We start from the raw sequence: 21078 nt of genomic DNA, 5'->3' as shown, positions 1-21078 counted from the left end.
ATATCAAAGCATTTATGCCGCTGGCACGGGCCTTGCGAAGGTCTGGACGTCCGAGTGACAAGGAGTACGGCATGAACCGCACCTATTTTGATGAGATGTACGATGCCGGCGGCCAGGTCCGCCCGCATTATCGGGAGTTTGCCCGTTGGCTGGCCGAGACGCCTGATGAGCTTCTGGCACAACGGCGACGCGAGGCCGATCTGTTGTTTCATCGCGCCGGGATTACCTTCACGCTTTACGGGGACGAGCAGGGCACAGAGCGCCTGATTCCCTTCGACACCATCCCCCGCAGCATCCCCGCCAGCGAATGGCGGATTGTCGAGCGCGGTTGCATCCAGCGGGTCAAGGCGTTGAACATGTTCCTCGCCGACCTCTATCACGAGCAGCGCATTATCAAGGCCGGGATCATTCCGGCCGAGCAGGTGCTGGCCAACGAGCAGTACCAGTTGGCAATGCAGGGGCTGGACCTGCACCGCGATATTTATTCGCACATCTCCGGCGTCGACCTGGTGCGCGACGGCGACGGCACCTACTACGTGCTCGAAGACAATCTGCGAACACCGAGCGGCGTCAGCTACATGCTCGAAGACCGCAAGATGATGATGCGCCTGTTCCCCGAACTGTTCGCGGCGCAACGCATCGCCCCTATCGACCATTATCCGAACCTGCTGCTCGACACCCTGAAAAGCTCAAGCCCCATCGATAACCCGAGCGTGGTGGTGCTGACGCCGGGGCGCTTCAACAGTGCGTTCTTCGAGCATGCGTTCCTGGCGCGGGAAATGGGCGTGGAACTGGTGGAGGGCGCTGACCTGTTCGTGCGTGACGACAAGGTCTACATGCGCACCACCGACGGGCCGAAAGCGGTCGACGTGATTTATCGTCGCCTCGATGACGCCTTCCTCGATCCGCTGGCCTTCAATCCGGAATCGATGCTCGGCGTGCCTGGGCTGCTGTCGTCCTACCGTTCCGGCAACGTGGTGCTGGCCAATGCCATCGGCACCGGGGTGGCGGACGACAAGTCGGTGTATCCGTTTGTTACCGACATGATCCGTTTCTACCTGGATGAAGAACCGATCCTGAAGAACGTGCCGACCTGGCAATGCCGTAATCCATCTGAACTGTCCCATGTGCTGGCCAATCTCCCAGAACTGGTGGTCAAGGAAACCCAAGGCTCTGGCGGGTACGGAATGCTGGTGGGGCCGGCGGCGACGGCGGCGGAAATCGAAGCCTTCCGTGCGCGCATCATCGCCAAGCCCCACGCGTACATCGCGCAACCGACGCTGTCGCTGTCGACCTGTCCGACCTTTGTCGAAAACGGCATCGCGCCACGCCACATCGACTTGCGGCCGTTTGTCTTGTCGGGTCGCGAAACCCGGGTCGTGCCCGGCGGTTTGACCCGTGTCGCCCTGCGCGAAGGCTCCCTGGTGGTCAACTCCTCCCAGGGTGGCGGAACCAAGGACACCTGGGTGGTCGAGGATTAAAGGAAGCCTGCCATGTTAAGTAGAACTGCCTCGGATTTGTATTGGATGTCGCGTTACCTGGAGCGGGCGGAAAACCTCGCACGGATGCTCGACATCAGTTATTCGCTGTCGCTGATGCCGCAGGACGGTCGTGGCGACGGTTTGCACGAACTGGCCATGCCGCTGTTGATCACCGGCACCTTGGACGATTACCTGGAGCGCCATGGCGAACTGCATGCCGAACGGCTGCTGCATTTCTTCGCTCTGGATGCGGCCAACCCGGCGAGCATCTACAGCTGCCTCGGTGCCGCACGGGCCAGCGCCCATGCGGTGCGTGGGCGCATCACCGCCGACATGTGGGAAAACATCAACGCCACCTGGCTGGAAATTCGCGGTATCGCCGAACAGGGACTCAGTCGCTACGGTATGAGCCGTTTCTGCGAGTGGATCAAGGAACGTTCCCACCTGTTCCGGGGTGCGTCCTACGGCACCATCATGCGTAACGATGCGTTTCGCTTCATTCGTCTGGGGACCTTTATCGAACGGGCGGACAACACCTTGCGCCTGCTCGATGCCCGCTACGAAATGGCTGGCGATCAGGCCGCAGCGGTCAGCGATGGCACTGCCCATGCGTATTACCAATGGAGCGCGTTGCTGCGGGCGTTGTCGTCGTTCGAGGCGTACACGGAAATCTACCGCGACGCCCCCGGCGCCCGGCATGTCGCCGAATTGCTGTTGCTGCGTGCCGATGTGCCGCGATCCCTGCGCGCCTGCACCGAAGAAATCGACCTGATCCTCGCGCAATTGCCGGGGGCCAACGGTCGTCCTGCACAGCGCCTGGCGGCAGAAATGGACGCACGCCTGCGCTACACCGGCATCCATGAAATTCTCGAAGAAGGCCTGCACGCCTGGCTGACCGAGTTCATCCCGCTGGTGCGCCAGTTGGGTAACGCGATTCACAGTTCTTATCTGGAGGCCGCATGAGACTTTCCATTAGCCACGAGACCACCTATCACTACGAAGACCAGGTGCGGGCGAGCATCCAGTACCTGCGACTGACTCCCCACGACAGCGAGCGCCAGCACGTGCTCAGTTGGCAGCTCGACCTGCCGCGCCCGGTGCGCGCGCAACTCGATCCGTTCGGCAATATTCTGCATGTGCTGACCATGGATGAGCCCCACGAGGCGATCATCATCGGCGCCCGTGGCCAGGTCGATATCGATGAATGGCGTGAGGCCGAACACGAGAGCCAGTCGGCACTGCCGTTTCTGCGTTTCACCCGTTTGACTGAAGCTGACGCCGCCCTGCGTGCGTTCGCCGAGAAGGAATGCAAGCAACGCCGCGATCGCACGGCACTGATCGATCTGATGCATGGGCTCAACCAGCATATGACCTACACGCCGGGCTCTACGGAAGTCGACACCAGCGCGGCCAAGGCGTTTGCCGGGCGTTCCGGCGTGTGTCAGGACCACACCCATGCGTTTCTTGCCTGCACCCGCAGCCTGGGCATTCCGGCTCGATATGTGTCGGGGTATCTGTACAGCGAAAACAGCGAACACCTGGCCAGTCATGCCTGGGCTGAAGCCTGGCTGGATGATGCCTGGTACAGCTTCGACGTGACCAATGAACTGGCCCGGCCGGAACGCCATCTGAAACTGGCGGTGGGCCTGGATTATCTGGATGCCTGCCCGGTACGGGGTATGCGCCGGGGCGGCGGGTGTGAGCAGATGCATGCCAAGGTGCTGGTGTCACCGACACCCGCTCCGGTGATTTCGGTGCAGCAGCAATAATCAGAGGCCTGCAAAATCCCGTGGGAGCGAGCTTGCTCGCGATGGCGACCTTTCAGTCGATACTACCGTGACTGACACACCGCTATCGCGAGCAAGCTCGCTCCCACAGGGATCATGTCAGTGCTAGTGCTGAATCTTACGCCCAACCATATGCTTCAAATACCCCACCAACATCCCCAGATCCCCATCCGGCAATACCTCGGCCGAGAACCCGGGCATCTTCGCCTGTGGCCACTGGCGCAAGCTCTGTGGGTCGCGAATGTAGCGCTTGAGGAAGTCCGCGCCGAAGTACTCGGTCGGGTTGTACGGAATATTCAGGTCCGGCCCGAACTGCGCGTCCCCGGCACCATTGAGTCGATGACACGCCAGGCAGTTCTTCTGGAACAACGCAAAACCCTTGTTCACCGGATCATCCGCCTTCAGGGCCGGATCGGGCAGCAGGGCGGGAAAACGCTCGGCCACGGGCGCCAGGCGTTTGATGCTCGCCACCTGGAACGGCCATTGTTCGGGGCTGATATTGCCAGCCTGCGGATTGGCCCAGACCAGATAGAACGGCCCGGCGCCCGGCTTGCCTTCTGCTAGCGGTGGCCACGGTTTGGCCGGGTCTTCAATCGCCAGCCAGGCCCGGGCACCCTGGGTATTGAGCAGCGGCGCCGCGGCCATTTCGGCGGCAAAGCCATCCAGGGCCACGGCTTGCAGGTGGTCGTCGGGCTTGATGCCGGTCAGCAGTGCGGACAGTGGCACTGCGCGGTAACTCATGTCCCGTTTGTAGGAAACGTCGTTGTTGATGTCGATGGTCTGGACTTGAGGATGCTTGAGCAGTTCCTCGGTCTGCCAGGTGCGACTGTTCGCGCCCAGCTCCAGGTTCAGCTGTGCGGCATACAGGGGCGAGCCGAACAGCAGGGCCCCGAGCAGAATGAGCATTTTCAAGTGATCGCCGTCCATGTCGTGCAAGTGCCGCAAAGATTGGCACAGCCACGCTGGCCCGGGTAGCGGGCCAGTCACATTTTGATAGTGGCAATTCAAAAACCGTGACGCCGTATCTTTTAGACGCGACTAGCCGATCACCTTGGTCAGGTTCGGCAATATCAACAACAGCGTGGTGGCGAAAAGGATGAGTCCGGCTTGACGTACTTTCGATTGTTTGAACATGGCTTGACCGCCTTTTTTGTTATTTCCTGATGCCTGCCTGCATATCTCCATGATGGCAGCGCGTTGCACTTCCTGTAGTGACGAGCGCCTCGGCAAAACCCGACGACAACTTCGTACAAGTTCACCTTAGAGGCCGCGCAGCGCTTGGTTTAGATCCATTTCGTATGGTGTTGTTACGATTTGCTTTAAAAAAGGAATGAGGCCTATTGCCAGCTTCTTTGGCGCCCGTTGGCTAGACAGCTTGGTGTCCTGAATCGGTTAATCCGGTAGCTGACTACCGTCCGTCTGAGCGTCAGCGTCAACGTCTGTGAGCGCTGCGGTCATTGAATCAAACGTGAGTCGGGCCAAGAGTGAGCACTCGGTATTTACCCACCTGCACTGCGGTTCGAGGACGTCATGACCCAAGCATTGATTTTCGACGCGTTACGCACGCCCCGTGGCAAAGGCAAGGCCGATGGCGCCTTGCACAGCGTCAAACCGGTGAACCTGGTGGCCGGTTTGCTCACCGCACTGCAACAGCGCACGGCTCTGGACACCAGCCAGGTCGATGACGTGGTGCTCGGCTGCGTGACGCCGATTGGCGATCAAGGCTCCGACATCGCCAAAACCGCTGCTCAGGTGGCCGATTGGGATGTCAGTGTGGCGGGGGTACAGATCAACCGTTTCTGTGCTTCGGGGCTGGAAGCGGTCAACCTCGGCGCGATGAAAGTGCGCTCCGGTTTTGAAGACCTGGTGGTGGTCGGCGGTGTCGAGTCGATGTCCCGGGTGCCGATGGGCAGCGATGGCGGGGCCTGGGCGCTGGACCCGGAAACCAACCTGCACAGTCACTTCACGCCACAGGGCGTGGGCGCCGACCTGATCGCCACCCTTGAAGGCTTCAGCCGTCAGGATGTCGATGCCTACGCGCTGCATTCCCAGCAAAAGGCTGCGCGGGCCCGGGCCGACGGTTCGTTCAGCAAGTCGCTGGTGCCGGTGCAGGACCAGAACGGCATCATCCTGCTCGATCACGATGAGTTCATCCGCGCCGATTCGACCCTGGAAGGCCTGGGCAAACTCAAGCCGAGTTTCGAGATGATGGGGCAGATGGGGTTCGATGCCACCGCGCTGCGGGTCTACAGCCATGTCGAGCGGATCAATCATGTGCACACCCCCGGCAACAGCTCCGGGATTGTCGATGGCGCGGCGCTGATGCTCATCGGCTCCGAAGCCAAGGGCCGGGCGCTGGGCTTGCAGCCACGGGCGCGGATCGTCGCCACGGCGGTCACCAGCACCGATCCGACCATCATGCTCACCGGCCCCGCCCCCGCGACCCGCAAGGCACTGGCCAAGGCCGGGCTGCGGGTCGAGGACATCGATCTGTTCGAGGTCAACGAGGCGTTCGCTTCGGTGGTATTGAAATTCATCAAGGACATGGCCGTCGATCCGGACAAGGTCAATGTCAATGGCGGCTCAATCGCCATGGGCCATCCGCTGGGTGCCACCGGGTGCGCCATTCTCGGCACACTGCTGGATGAACTGGAAGCCCGACGCCTGCGTTATGGCCTCGCGACCCTGTGTGTCGGCGGCGGCATGGGCATTGCCACCATCATCGAACGCCTCTGAGCCCGGACTTCAAGGAATCTCGTTATGAACGAAGCCATTCGTTACGAAAAAGGCCAGGACCAAATCGTCGTCCTGACCATCGACTTGCCGGGCCAGAGCGCCAACACCATGAACGCGGTGTACCGCGAGGCCATGGCTGACTGCGTTGCGCGGCTGGTGGCCGACAAGGACAACATCGCCGGAGTGATCATCACCTCGGCCAAGAAGACTTTCTTCGCTGGCGGCGACCTCAATGAACTGATCAAGGTCGACAAGCCCCAGGCGAAAGCCTTCTATGACATGGTGCTGAGCCTCAAGGGCCAGTTGCGCACCGTGGAAACCCTCGGCAAGCCAGTGGTTGCCGCGATCAATGGCGCCGCATTGGGTGGCGGCTGGGAAATCTGCCTGGCCTGCCATCACCGCGTGGCGCTGGACAACCCGTCGGTGCAACTCGGCCTGCCGGAAGTCACCCTCGGCCTGCTGCCGGGCGGCGGAGGCGTGGTGCGCATGGTGCGTATGCTCGGCCTGGAAAAAGCCCTGCCTTATCTGCTTGAAGGCAAGAGGGTGCGACCACAACAGGCGTTGCAGGCAGGATTGATCGACGCACTGGCGACCGATCACGAAGACCTGTTGGCCAAGGCGAGGGCGTGGATTCTCGCCAATCCGGCGGCGGTGCAGCGCTGGGACGTGAAGGGCTACCAGATTCCGGGCGGCACACCATCAAGTCCGAAAGTCGCCCAGATGCTGGCGATTGCACCGTCGATCCTGCGCAGCAAAACCCAGGGCACGATGCCCGCGCCGGAGAAGATCCTGTGCGCGGCGGTGGAGGGCGCCCAGGTGGATTTCGATACCGCGCATCTGATCGAAACCCGCTACTTCACCGAGTTGACCACCGGCCAGATTTCGAAAAACCTGATAGGTACGTTCTGGTTCCAGCTCAATGAAATCAATGCCGGTGGCTCGCGGCCTCAAGGTTTTGCGCCTTATGTCACTCGCAAGGTCGGCGTGCTCGGCGCCGGGATGATGGGCGCCGGTATCGCGTTTGTCAGCGCATCGGCGGGTATCGATGTGGTGCTCAAGGACATCACCCTCGCCGCGGCAGAGAAGGGCAAGGCGCATTCGGCGGCGCTGCTGGACAAGAAAGTCGCTCGCGGACAAATGAGCATCGAGCAACGTGACGCGGTGCTGGCGCGCATTCAAACCACCGAAAGCGATGCCGACCTGGCCGGTTGCGACCTGATCATCGAGGCCGTGTTCGAGGATCGTGACTTGAAGGCCAAGGTCTCGTTGGCGGCGCAGAAGGTCGTCGGTGCGCACGCCGTGATCGCCTCCAATACCTCGACCTTGCCGATCAGCGGCCTGGCGTGCGCCGTACCCGACCAGAGCAAGTTCATCGGCCTGCATTTTTTCAGCCCCGTGGAAAAAATGCCGCTGGTGGAAATCATCAAGGGCGCCAATACCAGCGACGAAACTCTGGCCCGCGGATTCGATTACGTCCTGCAAATCAGGAAAACCCCGATTGTGGTCAATGACAGCCGCGGTTTCTTCACGTCGCGGGTGTTTGGCACCTTCACCAACGAAGGCATTGCCATGCTGGGCGAAGGCGTCAACGCAGCGATGATCGAGACTGAAGCGCGCAAAGCCGGCATGCCTGTAGGACCGCTGGCGATCTCTGACGAAGTTTCCCTCAGCCTGATGAGCCATATCCGCCTGCAAACCGCCAAGGACCTGCAAGCTGAAGGGAAAACGCTGATAGAACATCCGGCATTTACCGTGATTGACGTGCTGCTCAATGAGTTCAAGCGTCCGGGCAAGGCTGCCGGTGGAGGTTTCTACGAGTATCCGGCGGGCGGCCAGAAACACCTGTGGCCTGAGTTGAAAACCCGCTTCGAGAAAACCGACGGGCAGATTTCGCCGAAGGACGTGCGAGATCGCCTGCTGTTCGTGCAAGCCATCGAAACCGTGCGCTGTGTGGAGGAGGGCGTGTTGACCTCGACGGCGGATGCCAACGTTGGCTCGATCTTCGGTATCGGTTTTGCCGCCTGGACCGGCGGAGCGTTGCAATTTATCAACCAGTACGGCGTGCAGGACTTTGTCGCCCGGGCGCAGTATCTGGCCAAGCAATATGGCGAGCGGTTCGCGCCACCCGCATTGCTGCTGGATAAGGCAGCCAAAGGGGAGACGTTCTAAGGGGGCGATGACGCATTTCGGGGCTTGCCTTGTCACGGTGTTTCGAGGCAGGCTCTGGGGTGTGCATTATTCCCATCACGTGTCAGGTATTTTTTATGTCGTTACGCATCTGCATTCTGGAAACCGACCACCTGCGTCCGGAATTGGTTGACCAATATCAGGGCTACGGGCAGATGTTCAAACACCTGTTTTCGCAGCAGCCGATTGCCGCCGAGTTCACTGTCTACAACGTGGTGCAGGGTGAATACCCAAGCGACGACCTGGCGTTCGACGCCTACCTGGTGACGGGCAGCAAGGCTGACTCCTTCGGCACCGACCCGTGGATCGAAACCCTCAAGAAATATCTGCTGGCCCGCTACGAGCGCGGCGACAAGTTGTTGGGCGTCTGCTTCGGCCATCAGTTGCTGGCACTGCTGCTCGGTGGCAAGAGCGAACGCGCCACCCAGGGCTGGGGCGTCGGCACGCACAAGTACAAAATGGCCGCCAAGGCGCCATGGATGAGCCCGGTGCGCGAAGAACTGACGTTGCTGATCAGCCACCAGGATCAGGTCACGACGCTGCCGGAAAACGCCACGGTCATCGCTTCCAGCGATTTCTGCCCGTATGCCGCCTACCACATCAACGATCAGGTGCTGTGCTTCCAGGGGCATCCGGAATTCATCCACGACTACTCCCGCGCCCTGTTGGAGATTCGCCAGCAGGCACTGGGCGAGCAGGTCTACTCCAAAGGTATCGCGAGCCTGGAACAGGAACACCACGGCACCACGGTTGCCGAGTGGATGATGCGGTTTGTCGCGCATAAGCCGGCAGCTGTCAAAGGCTGAAAGCATCGCGAGCAAGCCCGCTCCCACATTGAAATGCGATCAACAGGTGGGAGCGGGCTTGCTCGCGAATGGGGCAACCGGTTTTCACTGTGGGTACACTGTCCTACAGCCAACCGGACTTCTTGAAACTCGCCCACAACCCCAAGCAACCCACTGTAATAAACCCTAGCACCCCGAAGTAGCCGTATTGCCAGTTCAACTCCGGCATGTTCTGGAAGTTCATCCCGTAGATCCCCGCCACCGCCGTCGGGAAGGCCAGAATCGCCGCCCAGGCCGCAAACTTGCGTTGCACCACGCTCTGGCGTGAGGCCTCCAACAGCACCCCGACCTCAATCGTCTGGCTGGCAATATCCGCCAGCGTCGTCAGGTCTTCCATCTGCCGCGTCACATGAATCTGCACATCGCGAAAGTACGGCCGCATATTCTTGTCGATGAACGGGAAACTCAGCCTCTGCAGTTCCTCTCCTATCTCAATCATCGGTGCCACATAACGACGCAAGCGCAAAACATCACGACGCAGGCCATGCAGCTTCTGGATGTCGTAGTCATTCAGCACGCCGCACAACACGTTGCGCTCCAGTTCATCGATTTCCCCGTGAATGGCTTCGCCCATCGGTTGGTAGTTCTCGATCACAAAATCGAGGATGGCATAGAGTACGAAATCTTCCCCGTGCTCAAGCAATAGCGGACGCGCCTCACAGCGTTGTCGGACATGGGCGTAGGACGCGGAGTGACCGTTGCGCGCCGTAATGATGTAGCCATTGCCGGCAAAGATATGCGTCTCGATGAACTCGAGTTTGCCTTCATGGCGGATGGGCGAATACGTCACGATGAACAGTGCATCGCCGAAGGTTTCCAGCTTCGGCCGGCTGTGCTTTTCCAGGGCGTCTTCGATGGCCAGTTCGTGCAGGTTGAACTGGCGTTGCAGATTGTAGAGTTCCTCGGCGTTCGGCTCCTCGAGGCCGATCCAGACAAAGTGCCCTGGCTTTGCCGCCCAGGCTGCGCCTTCGTCGAGGGTGATATTGGTGACTCTCTTACCGGCGCTATAAACCGCAGCAGCAACAACTCTACCCATGATGGTGGTTCACTTCTTATTGGCAGCTTTCTATTAGCGATAAACGCAATGGCAGGCATTGTTCAGCTTAGCCTTGGCGATGCTTGAGAGTCAGCTAAATCTGCAGAGTTCAGGGGCAAAAGAAAACCCGCACTTGGCGGGTTTCATTCAGGCAGCTTGCAGTTGCCGGTCCATCGATTCGATGCATTCACGCATCTGCTCGCGGCACTGGGCAATCAGCATGGGCATGTCGTCCAGGCTCAATCCGGCGGTGGGAATCGCCGGCAACGAGCGAATCAGAATTTTCCCACTGCGCCAGCGGTTCAATCGCATGTGTTTGACGTAACTACTGACACACACCGGCACGATCGGCACCCCGGCGGCAATGGCCATCTGGAAGGCGCCTTTCTTAAAGGGCAGCAAGTCCTCTCCCAGGTTGCGCGTGCCTTCCGGGAAAACCCAGATCGAAGTGTCTTTGTTTTGCAGGGTGTGGGTGGTGGTCAACATCGATTGGCGCGCCTTGTGCGCATTGCCACGGTCAATCAGCACATTGCCGGCCAGCCAGAACAACTGCCCGAACAGCGGCACCCATTTCAGGCTTTTTTTGCCAATGCACACGGTACGACGGGGCACCACGTTGCCAAACACAAACAGGTCGTAGTTGGATTGATGATTGGCGACGATCACGCAGCTGTCAGGTTTGTCCATCAACGGTCCGACTTCGGCCTTCACCCGCAAACGCAAAATACACATGGCCGGCCAGGCATACAGGCGTGCGCACAAGCGGCTGTTGTCCGGGTTGAACGGCCGGCACAGGCCGAGAGTCACACCCAGCACACCCGCCACGATAAAGTGCAGGCCCATCAATGACATACGAAACAAAAACAGCATTTACAGGCCCCACCGGGACAAAAGGTGGCGCAGTGTACGGATGTGCACTGTTTTCGGCAATTGCTGCCAGGGAAGTGGGAGATAGCCGATGTTTGTGCTGATGTTTCCGACTTATGGGTCAGACGCGGTCTAGAGCGGTTACAGACGTTTAACCGCAATACGTATGAAAAAGCCCGACACGACGGTCGGGCTTTTCGTTGTTGCAGATCCGGAGTTAAACCAGATGTTCCTGGTCCTGGATGATCGCGTTGTCCAGGGCCTCCAGCAGCGTTTTGCGCACTTTCAATTTGGTGTTCTTGTGCGCGGTCATGTTGATCTTCTTCAACTGGCGTGCCGCCGCCAGCGCTGCGCCTTGCAGTTCCTCGGCCGACACCACCACATCAAGGAAACCGGCAGCCACGGCGCTTTGTGGATTGAACATCTCACCATTGACCACGGAGCGCTGCAGCGCGACTTTGCTCAGGCGATCGCGTGCGATCTCGATGCCCGCGTGGTGCATTGTCATGCCAATCTGCACTTCGTTCAGACCAATGCTGAACGCACCGTCGACGCCGATGCGATAGTCGGCCGACAACAACAGAAACGCACCCTTGGCCACCGCATGCCCCGGGCACGCGACGATCACCGGGAAGGGGTGCGACAGCAAGCGGCGGGCCAGTGTCGAGCCGGAGGTCACCAGCGCCACGGCTTCTTTAGGGCCGGCAGTCATCACCTTCAGGTCATATCCGCCGGAGAGAATGCCCGGCTGGCCGGTAATGATCACCACTGCACGATCAGTCACCGCCTGATCCAGCGCAGCGTTGAACGCGGCAATCACATCCGGGGAGATGGCATTGACCTTGCCATTGCTCAAGGTCAGGGTCGCGATACCGTCTTCGAGATGGTAGGAAATCAACTCACTCATGACGCTAATCCTTTCAGTAAAGTTGGGCAGACGTTACCCACCGCCGCAGGCCAGGTAAAGCGCCGTGACTGACCCGCCAGTCACCCTTTGCCTGCCCGCCAGGCGCAGCCCGCCGTGCCTGCTGCGCATTCCCCTCTATATAGAAGAGGGCACGAAGCCGGATATTGGCCGGTTTGCCATGGCCCGGAGCGACCGGAAACGTTGAATCGCGTTAAGCGCATGAAAATTCTGAAAAAAATGTTTGCCATCGGAAAAGCTTTCGACTACATTAGCGCGCCTCGACAGACAGAACATGTTTGAAGAGATACGGTGAAGTGTCCGAGTGGCTTAAGGAGCACGCCTGGAAAGTGTGTATACAGGAAACTGTATCGAGAGTTCGAATCTCTCCTTCACCGCCAAATTCGATGTAAACAAAACCCCTGGTTTCGAAAGAAGCCAGGGGTTTTGTGTTTTTAGGGTTTGAGTTTCGGCAAACAAGAGACAGAGGCATCTACCGTACAGGCGGTCACCAAGCCGATCCGGCTGTTAGACTGCCCAGTCTCTTCGAACGGAATCGACATAATGCTCAATTCTCGCGCCGGCTTTCGCGGTGCAGCCAAGGTTATCGCGGCTGTTTCGATTGTTGCCCTGTCATCACTGGCCCTCGCATCCGCCCCTGCAACTTTTCCCGACGCTCAAGCCAGTGACCCCGCCAGGCTGGGCTGGATGGTCGGTTCTCCACCCCCCGCTGATCGCACCGTGCGTTTTGAAGACGGTAGCTATTTCCAGTTTCCGGCAATGCGCTGGAGTGTTTCGAACTTTCGGCAATTGATGCCGACGATCGATGTTTCGCGCGGCCTTGTCGCACCGGTCCCACTAGAGATAGCGCTACGCAAAGATATCGACGGGATCAGTTTTGTCCCACTTGGTGCCAGGGCGCCGATGACCTGGGAACAATCTCTCGTGGCCACTTACACCGATGGCATTGTGGTGATGCACCGCGGGAAAGTTGTCTACGAGCGTTACTTCGGCGTGTTGAAACCGGACGGCCAGCACGCCGCGATGTCGGTGACCAAGTCTGTGGTCGGCACATTGGGAGCCATGTTGGTGGTGGAGGGACGTCTCGATGCCAGCAAGCGGGTTGCCGAATATGTACCGGAACTGACGGATTCTGCGTTTGGCAGTGCCACGGTACGGCAAGTGCTCGACATGACCACGGGCCTCAAATACAGCGAGGACTATGCGGACCCGAACGCCGAGGTCTGGGCCCATGCCAAGGCGGGGTACATATTGCTCAAAGACTGGAGTTATCGGTCGATGTGGTGGGTGACGGAGAAGGCGGGCGGGGGCGTTCATGGCGCGTGGGGTTCATGGGCAGCGCATCTATGTTGACCCGAAGGCCGAGATGGTTATCGTCCGCTACGCATCCCATCCGGTGGCCAGCAACTCGGCCAACGATCCCGTCACCTTGCCGGCGTTTGATGCGTTGGCTGAATATCTGAACAGGAATTAAAACCCATGATCACCACTACAACCCATTCCATTGAAGGTCGACAAATAACTGCCTACCTGGACATCGTCAGCGCCGAGTCGGTGCAAGGGATCAACGTCGTTCGTGACGTGTTTGCCGGGATGCGCGACTTTTTCGGCGGACGCTCCCAGACACTGGAGCGAGCGTTGAAGGAAGCACGTATTCAGGCCACCGATGAGATCAAGGAGCGGGCGCGGGCGCTTCAGGCGGACGCAGTGGTCGGGCTTGATTATGAGATCAGCATGCCGGCCGGCAAGGGCGGGATGGTGGTGGTGTTTGTGACCGGGACTGCAGTCAAGCTCAGCTGAGTGGATGGAGGCCATTCGTCGGGGATGGGGGAATCTGAACGGCAAGTCCGGTAGTGACCGGCTAGTCTGGAAAACCTTGGCGATCGATATTTCTTCAGGCAAAGGGCTTGCCGGTGTCGATCGCGTTTTTACGAGGGGTGAAGAGATGGCTGATCCGTATATCGAAGACGACGGGGCTGAATTTCCCATCAACAACTATGTGCAGTGCGGCCAGACCCAGTATGTGGCCAGCTTCGGTGAAGATCAGACGGAGGTCGACAAGATCAAAACCAGAGCGTGCCGGGTACTGAAGGGCAAGTTTTTACCCAAGGTTACGGCACCGGTCAGGAAGTAATTGACCTGCTAGCGAACCCCGCCTTCGAGCGGGGTTTTTCATGCCTGAGGGTTTTTATGACAAGTTTTTTAAACGGGATTTCTTTCACAAAGTTTTCACAGCATCCTCCGTACTCTCCACTCATCCGTTAGAAAGCAACACCTGGCCCGTTTCCCCAGCGGGCTTTTTTTTGTCCGTCATAAAACCTTTTCCAAAAATGCTGTCCAACCGTCGCCAATCGCGAAGTTGGACCGGCGTGCTGGACTTTATCCGCGCAAAAGCATTCAATCTCGCCCCCTTTTTGTTTACCCCTATTTTTTGAGGTTTTTGTCATGCGTTTAACTCTGCCCGCTCTGGTTCTGGGGCTTCTGGTTGCTCAAGGTGCAATGGCTGGCGACGGCACTGCCGCGTTGGGCGGTGGTTTGGGCGGCGCATTGGGTAACGTAGTCGGCCAGAAAATGGGCGGCAGCACTGGCGCAGCGATTGGTGCAGGTGTCGCTGGCGCGGCGGGCAGCGCAGTTGCCGCCAAAAAAGGTCATCGCACCAGCGCTGCTATCGGTGGCGGTGTCGGCGCGGCCGGTGGTTCGGTGATCGGCAATAGCCTCGGCGGCAAGTCCGGTGCCACTATCGGTGCAGGTCTTGGCGGTGCATTGGGTGGCGGCGTGGGTAGCAACCTGGCCAACGGTCACAAGCGTCACTGATCCTGATTGAGCGTTTAAAAGAGCCCGGCTTGATGCCGGGCTTTTTCATATATGAACGTTTTACGCCGCAGCCGCTCAAATCCTCCAAACCCCTGAAGAATGTGAGGCGTACCATGATCCCGAAAACCAACAACAAAAAAAAACGGTAGCCTGAGTGCTCGGCGATTGATGTTGCCAGCGATTGTTTTTGGATTGCTGGTTTCTCAGGTGGCGCTGGCAGGAGGTAATGGAGATGCCGCGGTGGGCGGTGGCCTGGGTGGGGTGCTGGGCAATGTTGTTGGTGGGCAGGTGGGTGGCAGCACGGGGGCAGCGGTCGGTGCAGGTGTCGGCGGAGCGGCCGGTAGTGCCATTGCCGCGCCCAAGCACAGTCGTACCGAGGCAGCGATAGGCGGTGGTTTGGGGGCGGCGGGTGGATCGGTGGTTGGCAACAGTCTCGGAGGTTCGACCGGATCGGCCATCGGTGCTGGCCTGGGTGGTGCAGCCGGCGGTGCCGTCGGCAATGACCTGGGGAGTGACAGCGGCCATTCCCATTCCGGTGGTGGTCATAAACACTCGAACAAGCACCACAAAAAGCATCACTAGTTGAGCGAGGCATCCCATGACTGCGAAAAGCGAAGGCAAGGAAGAAAAGGGCTCGAGCGGACTGCCATCTATCAACGATCCCGGCAATGAAGATCCGGGATCGCTGATGGATGATGCGACGGTACCGCTGAACGATGCTGATGATGCGGGCGATGTGGGGAATATTGATTTTGAAGATGAGGAAGAGGACGAAGATTGATTGAGCTTCGTTGTTTCATTGACCGGTTGTCACCCTGATCGAACGCGGTTATCACCGCCTGTGTTTCCGGCCCGTTGATAGGTGGCAACATGAATGCTGACCCGAATGATTCCGGCGTGGACGACACGCCGGAATATCCGTTGCCTTCGCCTACTGACTCTTTGAGTCGCGATCAACTTCCGCCGGAGGATGATGCAGGTATGGAGCAAGTGCCGAGTGAAGATGTAAAGCGTGGCGATGTTGAGGCTGATCCTGACGACCCGGATATTGCCGGTGATGATGGCTCTGGCGAACTGAGTTGATTCATCCTTTGTGACGTTTTTACCTATTCGTCGGGAGCATCAGTGTTAATCCACCTCATAAAAAACTCCTTTTGAACGCTAGGGTCGTTTGTCAGGTTTTCTTCTTCATAATCGAAGATGCTAACTACATCGCTTCTATATGCATTTTTACCAAGTGTAAGCTCGTATGCTTTTACCCCTAGTGTCATCTGCGAAGACATACTAGAAGGGTGGACATTTACTTTCGCGCCTTTACATAAGAATGTTATGTCAGGGTGGTCTTTTCTTATATTTCCGAAGCAGTCATAGAAATCCTTTCCGCTATACGATTTTCTATAGCCATTTTCTAAAGTAAAAGTAATCGTCAGGTTTTCTGAGTCGCAGATGAGCTCCGCCTGTTGGCGATTTCCATCCGCGATTATCAATATTTCAATAGTGTCCATCTACTATTTCCTGTTCGGGTTTAAAATGCTGTAGTCAGAAAATTTACCACTAGCACTAACCGGGGTGACGCCAATAATATCTTCTTTTTTTATTCCGTTTTGAATAGCCATTTCACGTTCACTTGAGAATTTGTATTTTTTTCCAAGCTCCTTTTTTAGATCTCTTCCTGGGATTGGTCGAATTGTGTACAGGAAACCACTTCGCATCCTGAATTTAGTCGCAAAGTCGATCCCAACCTCTCTGTCTGGAGTAGTGCTCACAAAATTGCTCGGTGGGTTATTACTGTCAATGGAGTGGAGCAGCAAGTCATTGCTTGTGCCCTTGGGTTTAAATCCGTGCTCAAAAATTTCATCTGGGTGACGTTGGTCTCCACGGTATAAATACTTTTCCTCTGGATAAGCAGGAAGCTGAGCATCTCCCTCATCAACTACTGTCTTCCCCGTCGGATCCCGCTCCCCCAACGACGGCTTCTTGCACCCATCCCCACCCGGACAGTCCGCCAACCCCAACGGATCCACCCACCCCGTCGGATTGCGCGTGTACCGATACGGGTTCAACCCACCCGCCAGCTTCACCGGATCCGGCGTCAGGTAACGCCCGAGGTCCGGGTGGTAATAGCGATGGCGGTTGTAGTGCAGGCCGCTTTCGGCGTCGCAGTACTGGCCCTGAAAGCGCAGCGGCTGGTCCAGCTGTTCGCCGTCGCCGTGAGTCACTTCACGCAGTTGGCCGTGGGCGCTGTAGCGCGCCGACCAGACGATGGCGCCGCCGTAGCTGGTCAGTTCCTGCGGAGTGCCGAGGTGGTCGAGCTGGTAGTAGAACGGGCAGGCGTTGAGTCGGCCTTTGCCGTCGAGCAGGGCCAGCGGGCGGAAGCTGCCGGGTTCGTAGAGGTAGCTGCGGTAGTGCTTGGGGCCGCTTTCGGCGACGAGCTGGTCGCCTTGCCAGAAGAAGTGCGTGGTCTGGCCGTCGACGGTTTTGCCGATGCGCCGGCCGAAGGCGTCGTAGCGGTAGCTGGCGGTTGTGCCGTCCGGGGTGGTGACGCCGATCAGGCGGTGCTGGCTGTCGTAGCGGTAGTCGGTGACCTGGGCCGGGGTGCCGCGGCGTTCGCGGATCAGGTTGCCGAAGGCGTCGTAGTCGTAGTGGCTGTCATCGCGCTGGCGCAGGCGGTGGCCCTGCATCCGGGTGGGACCGGGGCGGTTGTGGATCAGCAGGTTGCCGGCCGGGTCGTGGCTGAAGTGTTCCAGCGACTCGTCGCGCAGATGGCGCACGCGGGTCAGGCGGTCGAGGGCGTCGTACTGGTAGTGGCGCTGGCCGTGGCGGCTGTCGCTGATCTGCAGGAGGTTGCCGTGGGCGCTGTAGGCATAGTCGCGGCGGTACAGGGTCTGCTGGTTTTGCCTGACGGCATGCGCCTGCAGGCGGCCCTGGTCGTCGTAGGCGTAGTCGCTGAGCAGCCGGCCCTGCTGGCGCTGCTGTTCGCGGCCGCCGACAACGCGGTGGCGGGTCAGGCGCGTGCCGTTGAGGTCGATCGCGGTCAGCGCGCCGCCCGGGGCGTGCTGGTAATCCAGCACGCAGCCATCGGGCAGGCGCAGGCGCTTGAGCCGGCCGCCGCTGTCATAGGCGTAACGCAGGGTGCCCCAGCCCTGGTGTTCGGTGGTCAGGCGGTCCTGGCGGTCGTATTCGAACTCCAGCGGGTGGTCCTGGCCGTCGTCGACGCTGAGCAGGCGCCCGAGGGCGTCGTAGCGGTATTCGACCTTGATTCCGTCGGGCAGGGTTTTGACCCGCAGGCGTCCCGCCGCATCGCGCTGGTATTGCGTGACCAGTGAAGAACCGTCATCGCCAAACTCGGTTTTCTCCGACAACTGGCCGTTGAGGTCGTAGGCATACGCGGTGCGCCGGCCATCGAAGCCGGTTTCCTCGCGGATCAGTCCGCCCGGCGTGTAGTCCAGCCGGTAGGTGTCGCCAACCTCGTTGTCGATCGCGGTGAGCAACAACTGTGCATGGTCGTAGCGGTAATTCAGGGTGCTGCCGTCGGGGTTGATGCGGCGGCTGATCCGGTGCAGGTCGTCGGCGTACTCAAAACGGGTGACGCGGCCCAGTTCGTCGGTTTCGGCGGTGACCTGACCGTAGGCGTTGTAGGCGTAGCTGCGGCGGGCGCCGCTGGGGGAAATCGTCTGGATCAGGCGGCCGACGGCATCCCATGCGTAGCGGCTGACGGCGCCGTGCTCGTCTTGAGCACTGATCCGCCGCCCCAGCGCATCGTAGGCAAAACGCCGCTGACTGCCGTCCGGCAGGGTCTCTTCGAGCAGTTGCCCCAAGCCGTTCCAGACCAAGCGATGAGCGCTCTGGTCCGGGTAGCGGACGGTCAGCAGCCGCCCCTGCGGGTCGTAGAAGTAGCGGGTGACCTGCCCGTCGGGGTCGGTGAGCGCGCTGACGTCGCCCTGGGCGTTGCGCGCATAGGTCCAGGTCGCGTCACCGCGGGTGCGGGCGTGGAGGAAACCGTGGCGGTACTCGTAGGCCGTCGGCGCCTCGTCCGGCGGCAGCCGGGCGATCAGCCGGCCGACTTCGTCATAGCGGTATTCGGTGACGGCGCCGCGGGCGTCCTGCTCGGCGATCAAGCGGCCCTGCGCGTCGTAGGCCGTGTGCCGTTCGCCACCGTCGAGGCCGACCCGACGCACCAGTCGCGCCCGTTCGTCGTGCTGGTACAGCTCGCGGCTGCCGTCGCTGTTCTGCACGGTGACGCTGCCCTGGTCGTCCCAGGTGTAACGCGCCTCCATCTGCGCAAACGAGGCCCAATGGCGGATACATCTGGCCGCCTTGCCGGCCCGTTCCCAGGCCCAGAAAAAACTCGCGCCGCCGGCCAGTTGCCGCTGCAGGATGACGTGCTGTTCGTCGTAGTCGTAGTGCTCAGACTCACCGGCGGCGTTGCGCGCTTCGATCAGGCGCTGGCGGGCGTCGTAGCGGTAAGTCACCAGGGTCTGCTCGGTGCGCCAGGCATCGGCCTCTCGGTCTGCGGGTCGATAAACCTGATAGTCGACGGCCACCAGGTGCTGGTGCTCGTAACGCAGCAACAGCGCACGACCGGCGCCGTTGTCGAGGCGCTGGATGCGGTCCAGGCGGTCGCGCTGCACCCTCAGCCGGTTGCCGTAGGCGTCGCTGATCGCCGTGAGGCGGCCGTCGCGGAAGTGGTAGAAGCGTGGGGTGTCGCCGGCCAGGGCGAGGATCAGTTCATCGGGTTCCTCGCCGAGGTAGATCGCCGCCCGCGACAGGCTGTTGTGGATCACCGGGCGCGCCGCGGTCGGCCGCGGAAACGGCGTGCGGCGGTTTTCGGCGTCGATCCACAGCAGCTGTTCGCCGTCGAGCTCCAGGCGCTGCGACAGCGAATGGCTCCAGCCGAAACCGAGGCCACTGTCGAGTTCGACGGCGCTGGTGCGGTAGAGGCGGGTGAAGTCGAACGGCAGGAGGCCGTCGAGGGTGCCGTCGGTGAGGGTCAGCAGTTCTTCGCCGGTGACCATCGACACCGGGCACTTGTTCGTCGCCGTGCGCTCGACGGTGTCGGCGCTGTCACCGTTGGGGTTTTTCGCCTGACTCGAAACATCATCCCGATGTTCATGCCTGCCGAGGCGGGTACTGGCACCGGTCTTTTTTCGAGCGATCGCCACCGGGTTTTGTACCTGTACAACCGGTGTGTCCGTTGCGCTGATCAGCAATGGAACCGCAGGAGCAGGTCTCAGCGGTGCATTGCGGGCGCTGACCATCAACGGCTTGAGCGCACCAGCGTGAGTGCTCAGGTCGGATCGCGCCGTCAGTTCGGCCAGTCGCAGGCTGGCTGCTGCCAACCAGCGGCGTGCCCGTGCGGATTTGATCTTGTTCAGCACTTTGGTGCTCAAACCAAGCTTGAGGCCCGCAGGCCCGGTCAGGCAGGCCAGCAGGAAGCCGATCAGGATCTCCGTACGTATTTGCGCCACGACTTCTGCGATGTACTGCGGCGGCAACATCTTCAGCCAACTGGTGAAGGCGGCCAGATAAATGAACATCAGCGGCTCGTCGCCGAGCACCAGTAACAGATTGGCGATGACCTCGGAGGACGCGTTCAACAACGTCGCCAGTTCTGCTTCGGTCAGATACTCAAGGAGCTTTTCGCTATTGGCTTGCAGGTCAGCGACCAGCGCATAGACCTGCTTTATGTCATCCCACAATCCATGCAGCGACTTCTCGAAACCATGCCAATCGGCCCGCTGCAACGTGCGGTAGCGCTCTTTGAAATCCCCCCCGGAAAACTCTACCCACAAAGGTTGGAATTCCGTCTCCCATTCGTTGCGCAACCAGCCTTCCAGGTCGCCGACCACGTCCTGATAGGAGTCGTAAAGCGCTTTGACGTGAGCAGCGGAAACGTTGGGAAAGAAGGTGATGCGGTGGCGTTGGCCGCGCCAGCAATCGGGGATTTCAAGGATGCCGCTGGGGCCGATGGTTGCGTGAATCGGCGCGCCATACTGCGGTTCACCCTGACCTTCATTGAGCAACGGTTCGATCTTCACCGGCGTGTTGCCGATTGGCACGAAGCGCGCGGCTTCGAACATATGCACCAGTGTCAGGGGACCGCTGGCGGGGCATGTGGCGACGGTCGAGCTGACGGGAGTGGTGGAGTGTTTCGGTGCGCTGAGCCGGACTTCGTTGCCGACCGTGAACACCTGCTCGACCTCCAGCATCCGGCCGGTCCAGAAGCTTTCAGCCCAAGCTTCGTAATTGTTGAGGCAGAGACGAAAATCCCCGAGCAACGCTTCGAAATCCGGCTGCTCGGGGTTCATGGCTGCGACCACCAGCAGGCCGATGGTGTTGTTCAGGGCCAAAACCTTTTGGGGATCGAACATTTGCAGTCTTTCGCTTGGCGGAATGTGGA

Annotated in this window: 19 protein-coding genes, 1 tRNA gene and 1 pseudogene; 15 read left to right on the top strand and 6 right to left on the bottom strand. The window is 59.7% G+C overall.

What is annotated here, in order from left to right; translation table 11 throughout:
• The first annotated feature begins 71 nt into the window (after positions 1–71).
• From ABIA48_RS05875 to ABIA48_RS05865, 3 genes are read left to right on the top strand one after another with little or no spacing between them, the layout of a single operon-like run.
• Complete coding sequence (locus tag ABIA48_RS05875; RefSeq protein ID WP_429487380.1) at positions 72–1481, top strand: circularly permuted type 2 ATP-grasp protein; 1410 nt, start codon at positions 72–74, stop codon at positions 1479–1481.
• A gap of 12 nt (positions 1482–1493) precedes the next feature.
• Positions 1494–2444 (top strand): alpha-E domain-containing protein, encoded by a 951-nt coding sequence (locus ABIA48_RS05870; protein ID WP_007988086.1) that lies wholly within the window; start codon positions 1494–1496, stop codon positions 2442–2444.
• Positions 2441–3250, top strand: coding sequence for a transglutaminase family protein (locus ABIA48_RS05865; protein WP_429487379.1), 810 nt, complete (start codon positions 2441–2443; stop codon positions 3248–3250). Before ABIA48_RS05870 ends, ABIA48_RS05865 begins: the two co-directional genes overlap by 4 nt.
• A 123-nt stretch (positions 3251–3373) precedes the next feature.
• Here ABIA48_RS05865 and ABIA48_RS05860 read toward each other — a convergent pair whose 3' ends face one another.
• The gene (locus tag ABIA48_RS05860) at positions 3374–4195 is read right to left on the bottom strand and encodes a c-type cytochrome (protein WP_429487378.1); all 822 of its coding nucleotides are present in this window, start codon (positions 4193–4195) and stop codon (positions 3374–3376) included.
• A gap of 603 nt (positions 4196–4798) precedes the next feature.
• Here ABIA48_RS05860 and ABIA48_RS05855 point away from each other — a divergent pair.
• The 3 genes from ABIA48_RS05855 (at position 4799) to ABIA48_RS05845 (ending at position 8997) form a co-directional block, all read left to right on the top strand.
• A complete protein-coding gene (locus tag ABIA48_RS05855; RefSeq protein WP_007988079.1) occupies positions 4799–6004 on the top strand; it encodes an acetyl-CoA C-acetyltransferase in 1206 nt (401 codons plus the stop codon).
• Between the two features lie 24 nt (positions 6005–6028).
• Positions 6029–8173: a 3-hydroxyacyl-CoA dehydrogenase NAD-binding domain-containing protein gene (locus ABIA48_RS05850; protein ID WP_429487377.1), complete on the top strand. Its 2145-nt coding sequence runs from the start codon at positions 6029–6031 to the stop codon at positions 8171–8173.
• Between the two features lie 95 nt (positions 8174–8268).
• A complete protein-coding gene (locus ABIA48_RS05845) occupies positions 8269–8997 on the top strand; it encodes an amidotransferase (protein WP_429487376.1) in 729 nt (242 codons plus the stop codon).
• Between the two features lie 103 nt (positions 8998–9100).
• On the opposite strand, the gene ABIA48_RS05840 is transcribed toward ABIA48_RS05845, so the two are convergent.
• The 3 genes from ABIA48_RS05840 to ABIA48_RS05830 form a co-directional block, all read right to left on the bottom strand.
• Positions 9101–10072, bottom strand: coding sequence for a magnesium and cobalt transport protein CorA (locus ABIA48_RS05840; protein ID WP_429487375.1), 972 nt, complete (start codon positions 10070–10072; stop codon positions 9101–9103).
• A gap of 147 nt (positions 10073–10219) precedes the next feature.
• The gene (locus ABIA48_RS05835) at positions 10220–10942 is read right to left on the bottom strand and encodes a lysophospholipid acyltransferase family protein (protein WP_429487374.1); all 723 of its coding nucleotides are present in this window, start codon (positions 10940–10942) and stop codon (positions 10220–10222) included.
• A gap of 214 nt (positions 10943–11156) precedes the next feature.
• A complete protein-coding gene (locus tag ABIA48_RS05830) occupies positions 11157–11846 on the bottom strand; it encodes a crotonase/enoyl-CoA hydratase family protein (RefSeq protein WP_429487373.1) in 690 nt (229 codons plus the stop codon).
• Positions 11847–12154: 308 nt separating this feature from the next.
• Between ABIA48_RS05830 and ABIA48_RS05825 the strand changes: the two genes are divergently transcribed.
• The 9 genes and pseudogenes from ABIA48_RS05825 (at position 12155) to ABIA48_RS05785 (ending at position 15761) form a co-directional block, all read left to right on the top strand.
• Positions 12155–12244 (top strand) — tRNA-Ser (locus ABIA48_RS05825).
• A 163-nt stretch (positions 12245–12407) separates the two neighbouring features.
• A pseudogene (locus ABIA48_RS05820) lies at positions 12408–13338 on the top strand (serine hydrolase).
• Between the two features lie 5 nt (positions 13339–13343).
• Positions 13344–13664, top strand: coding sequence for a YbjQ family protein (locus ABIA48_RS05815; RefSeq protein WP_310062963.1), 321 nt, complete (start codon positions 13344–13346; stop codon positions 13662–13664).
• A gap of 145 nt (positions 13665–13809) precedes the next feature.
• A complete protein-coding gene (locus ABIA48_RS05810; protein ID WP_033063424.1) occupies positions 13810–13998 on the top strand; it encodes a hypothetical protein in 189 nt (62 codons plus the stop codon).
• 40 nt (positions 13999–14038) lie between these two features.
• Positions 14039–14299 (top strand): hypothetical protein, encoded by a 261-nt coding sequence (locus ABIA48_RS05805; protein ID WP_429487372.1) that lies wholly within the window; start codon positions 14039–14041, stop codon positions 14297–14299.
• 10 nt (positions 14300–14309) lie between these two features.
• Complete coding sequence (locus tag ABIA48_RS05800; protein ID WP_007988063.1) at positions 14310–14678, top strand: hypothetical protein; 369 nt, start codon at positions 14310–14312, stop codon at positions 14676–14678.
• Between the two features lie 168 nt (positions 14679–14846).
• A complete protein-coding gene (locus ABIA48_RS05795; protein ID WP_429487371.1) occupies positions 14847–15260 on the top strand; it encodes a YMGG-like glycine zipper-containing protein in 414 nt (137 codons plus the stop codon).
• A gap of 16 nt (positions 15261–15276) precedes the next feature.
• Positions 15277–15459 (top strand): hypothetical protein, encoded by a 183-nt coding sequence (locus tag ABIA48_RS05790; protein ID WP_310062968.1) that lies wholly within the window; start codon positions 15277–15279, stop codon positions 15457–15459.
• 89 nt (positions 15460–15548) lie between these two features.
• Positions 15549–15761 (top strand): hypothetical protein, encoded by a 213-nt coding sequence (locus tag ABIA48_RS05785; protein ID WP_429487370.1) that lies wholly within the window; start codon positions 15549–15551, stop codon positions 15759–15761.
• Positions 15762–15784: 23 nt separating this feature from the next.
• Here the strand turns inward: ABIA48_RS05785 and ABIA48_RS05780 are convergent, their stop codons facing one another.
• Both ABIA48_RS05780 and ABIA48_RS05775 read right to left on the bottom strand, forming a co-directional pair.
• Complete coding sequence (locus tag ABIA48_RS05780; protein ID WP_429487369.1) at positions 15785–16183, bottom strand: hypothetical protein; 399 nt, start codon at positions 16181–16183, stop codon at positions 15785–15787.
• A gap of 3 nt (positions 16184–16186) precedes the next feature.
• On the bottom strand, positions 16187–21049 hold the full coding sequence (locus ABIA48_RS05775; RefSeq protein ID WP_429487368.1) for an RHS repeat-associated core domain-containing protein: 4863 nt from the start codon (positions 21047–21049) through the stop codon (positions 16187–16189).
• Between the last annotated feature and the right edge of the window lie 29 nt (positions 21050–21078).

The sequence above is a fragment of the Pseudomonas sp. S30_BP2TU TE3576 genome (assembly GCF_050436025.1).
GTDB lineage: Bacteria > Pseudomonadota > Gammaproteobacteria > Pseudomonadales > Pseudomonadaceae > Aquipseudomonas.
This window is presented reverse-complemented; position numbering and strand designations above follow the sequence as displayed.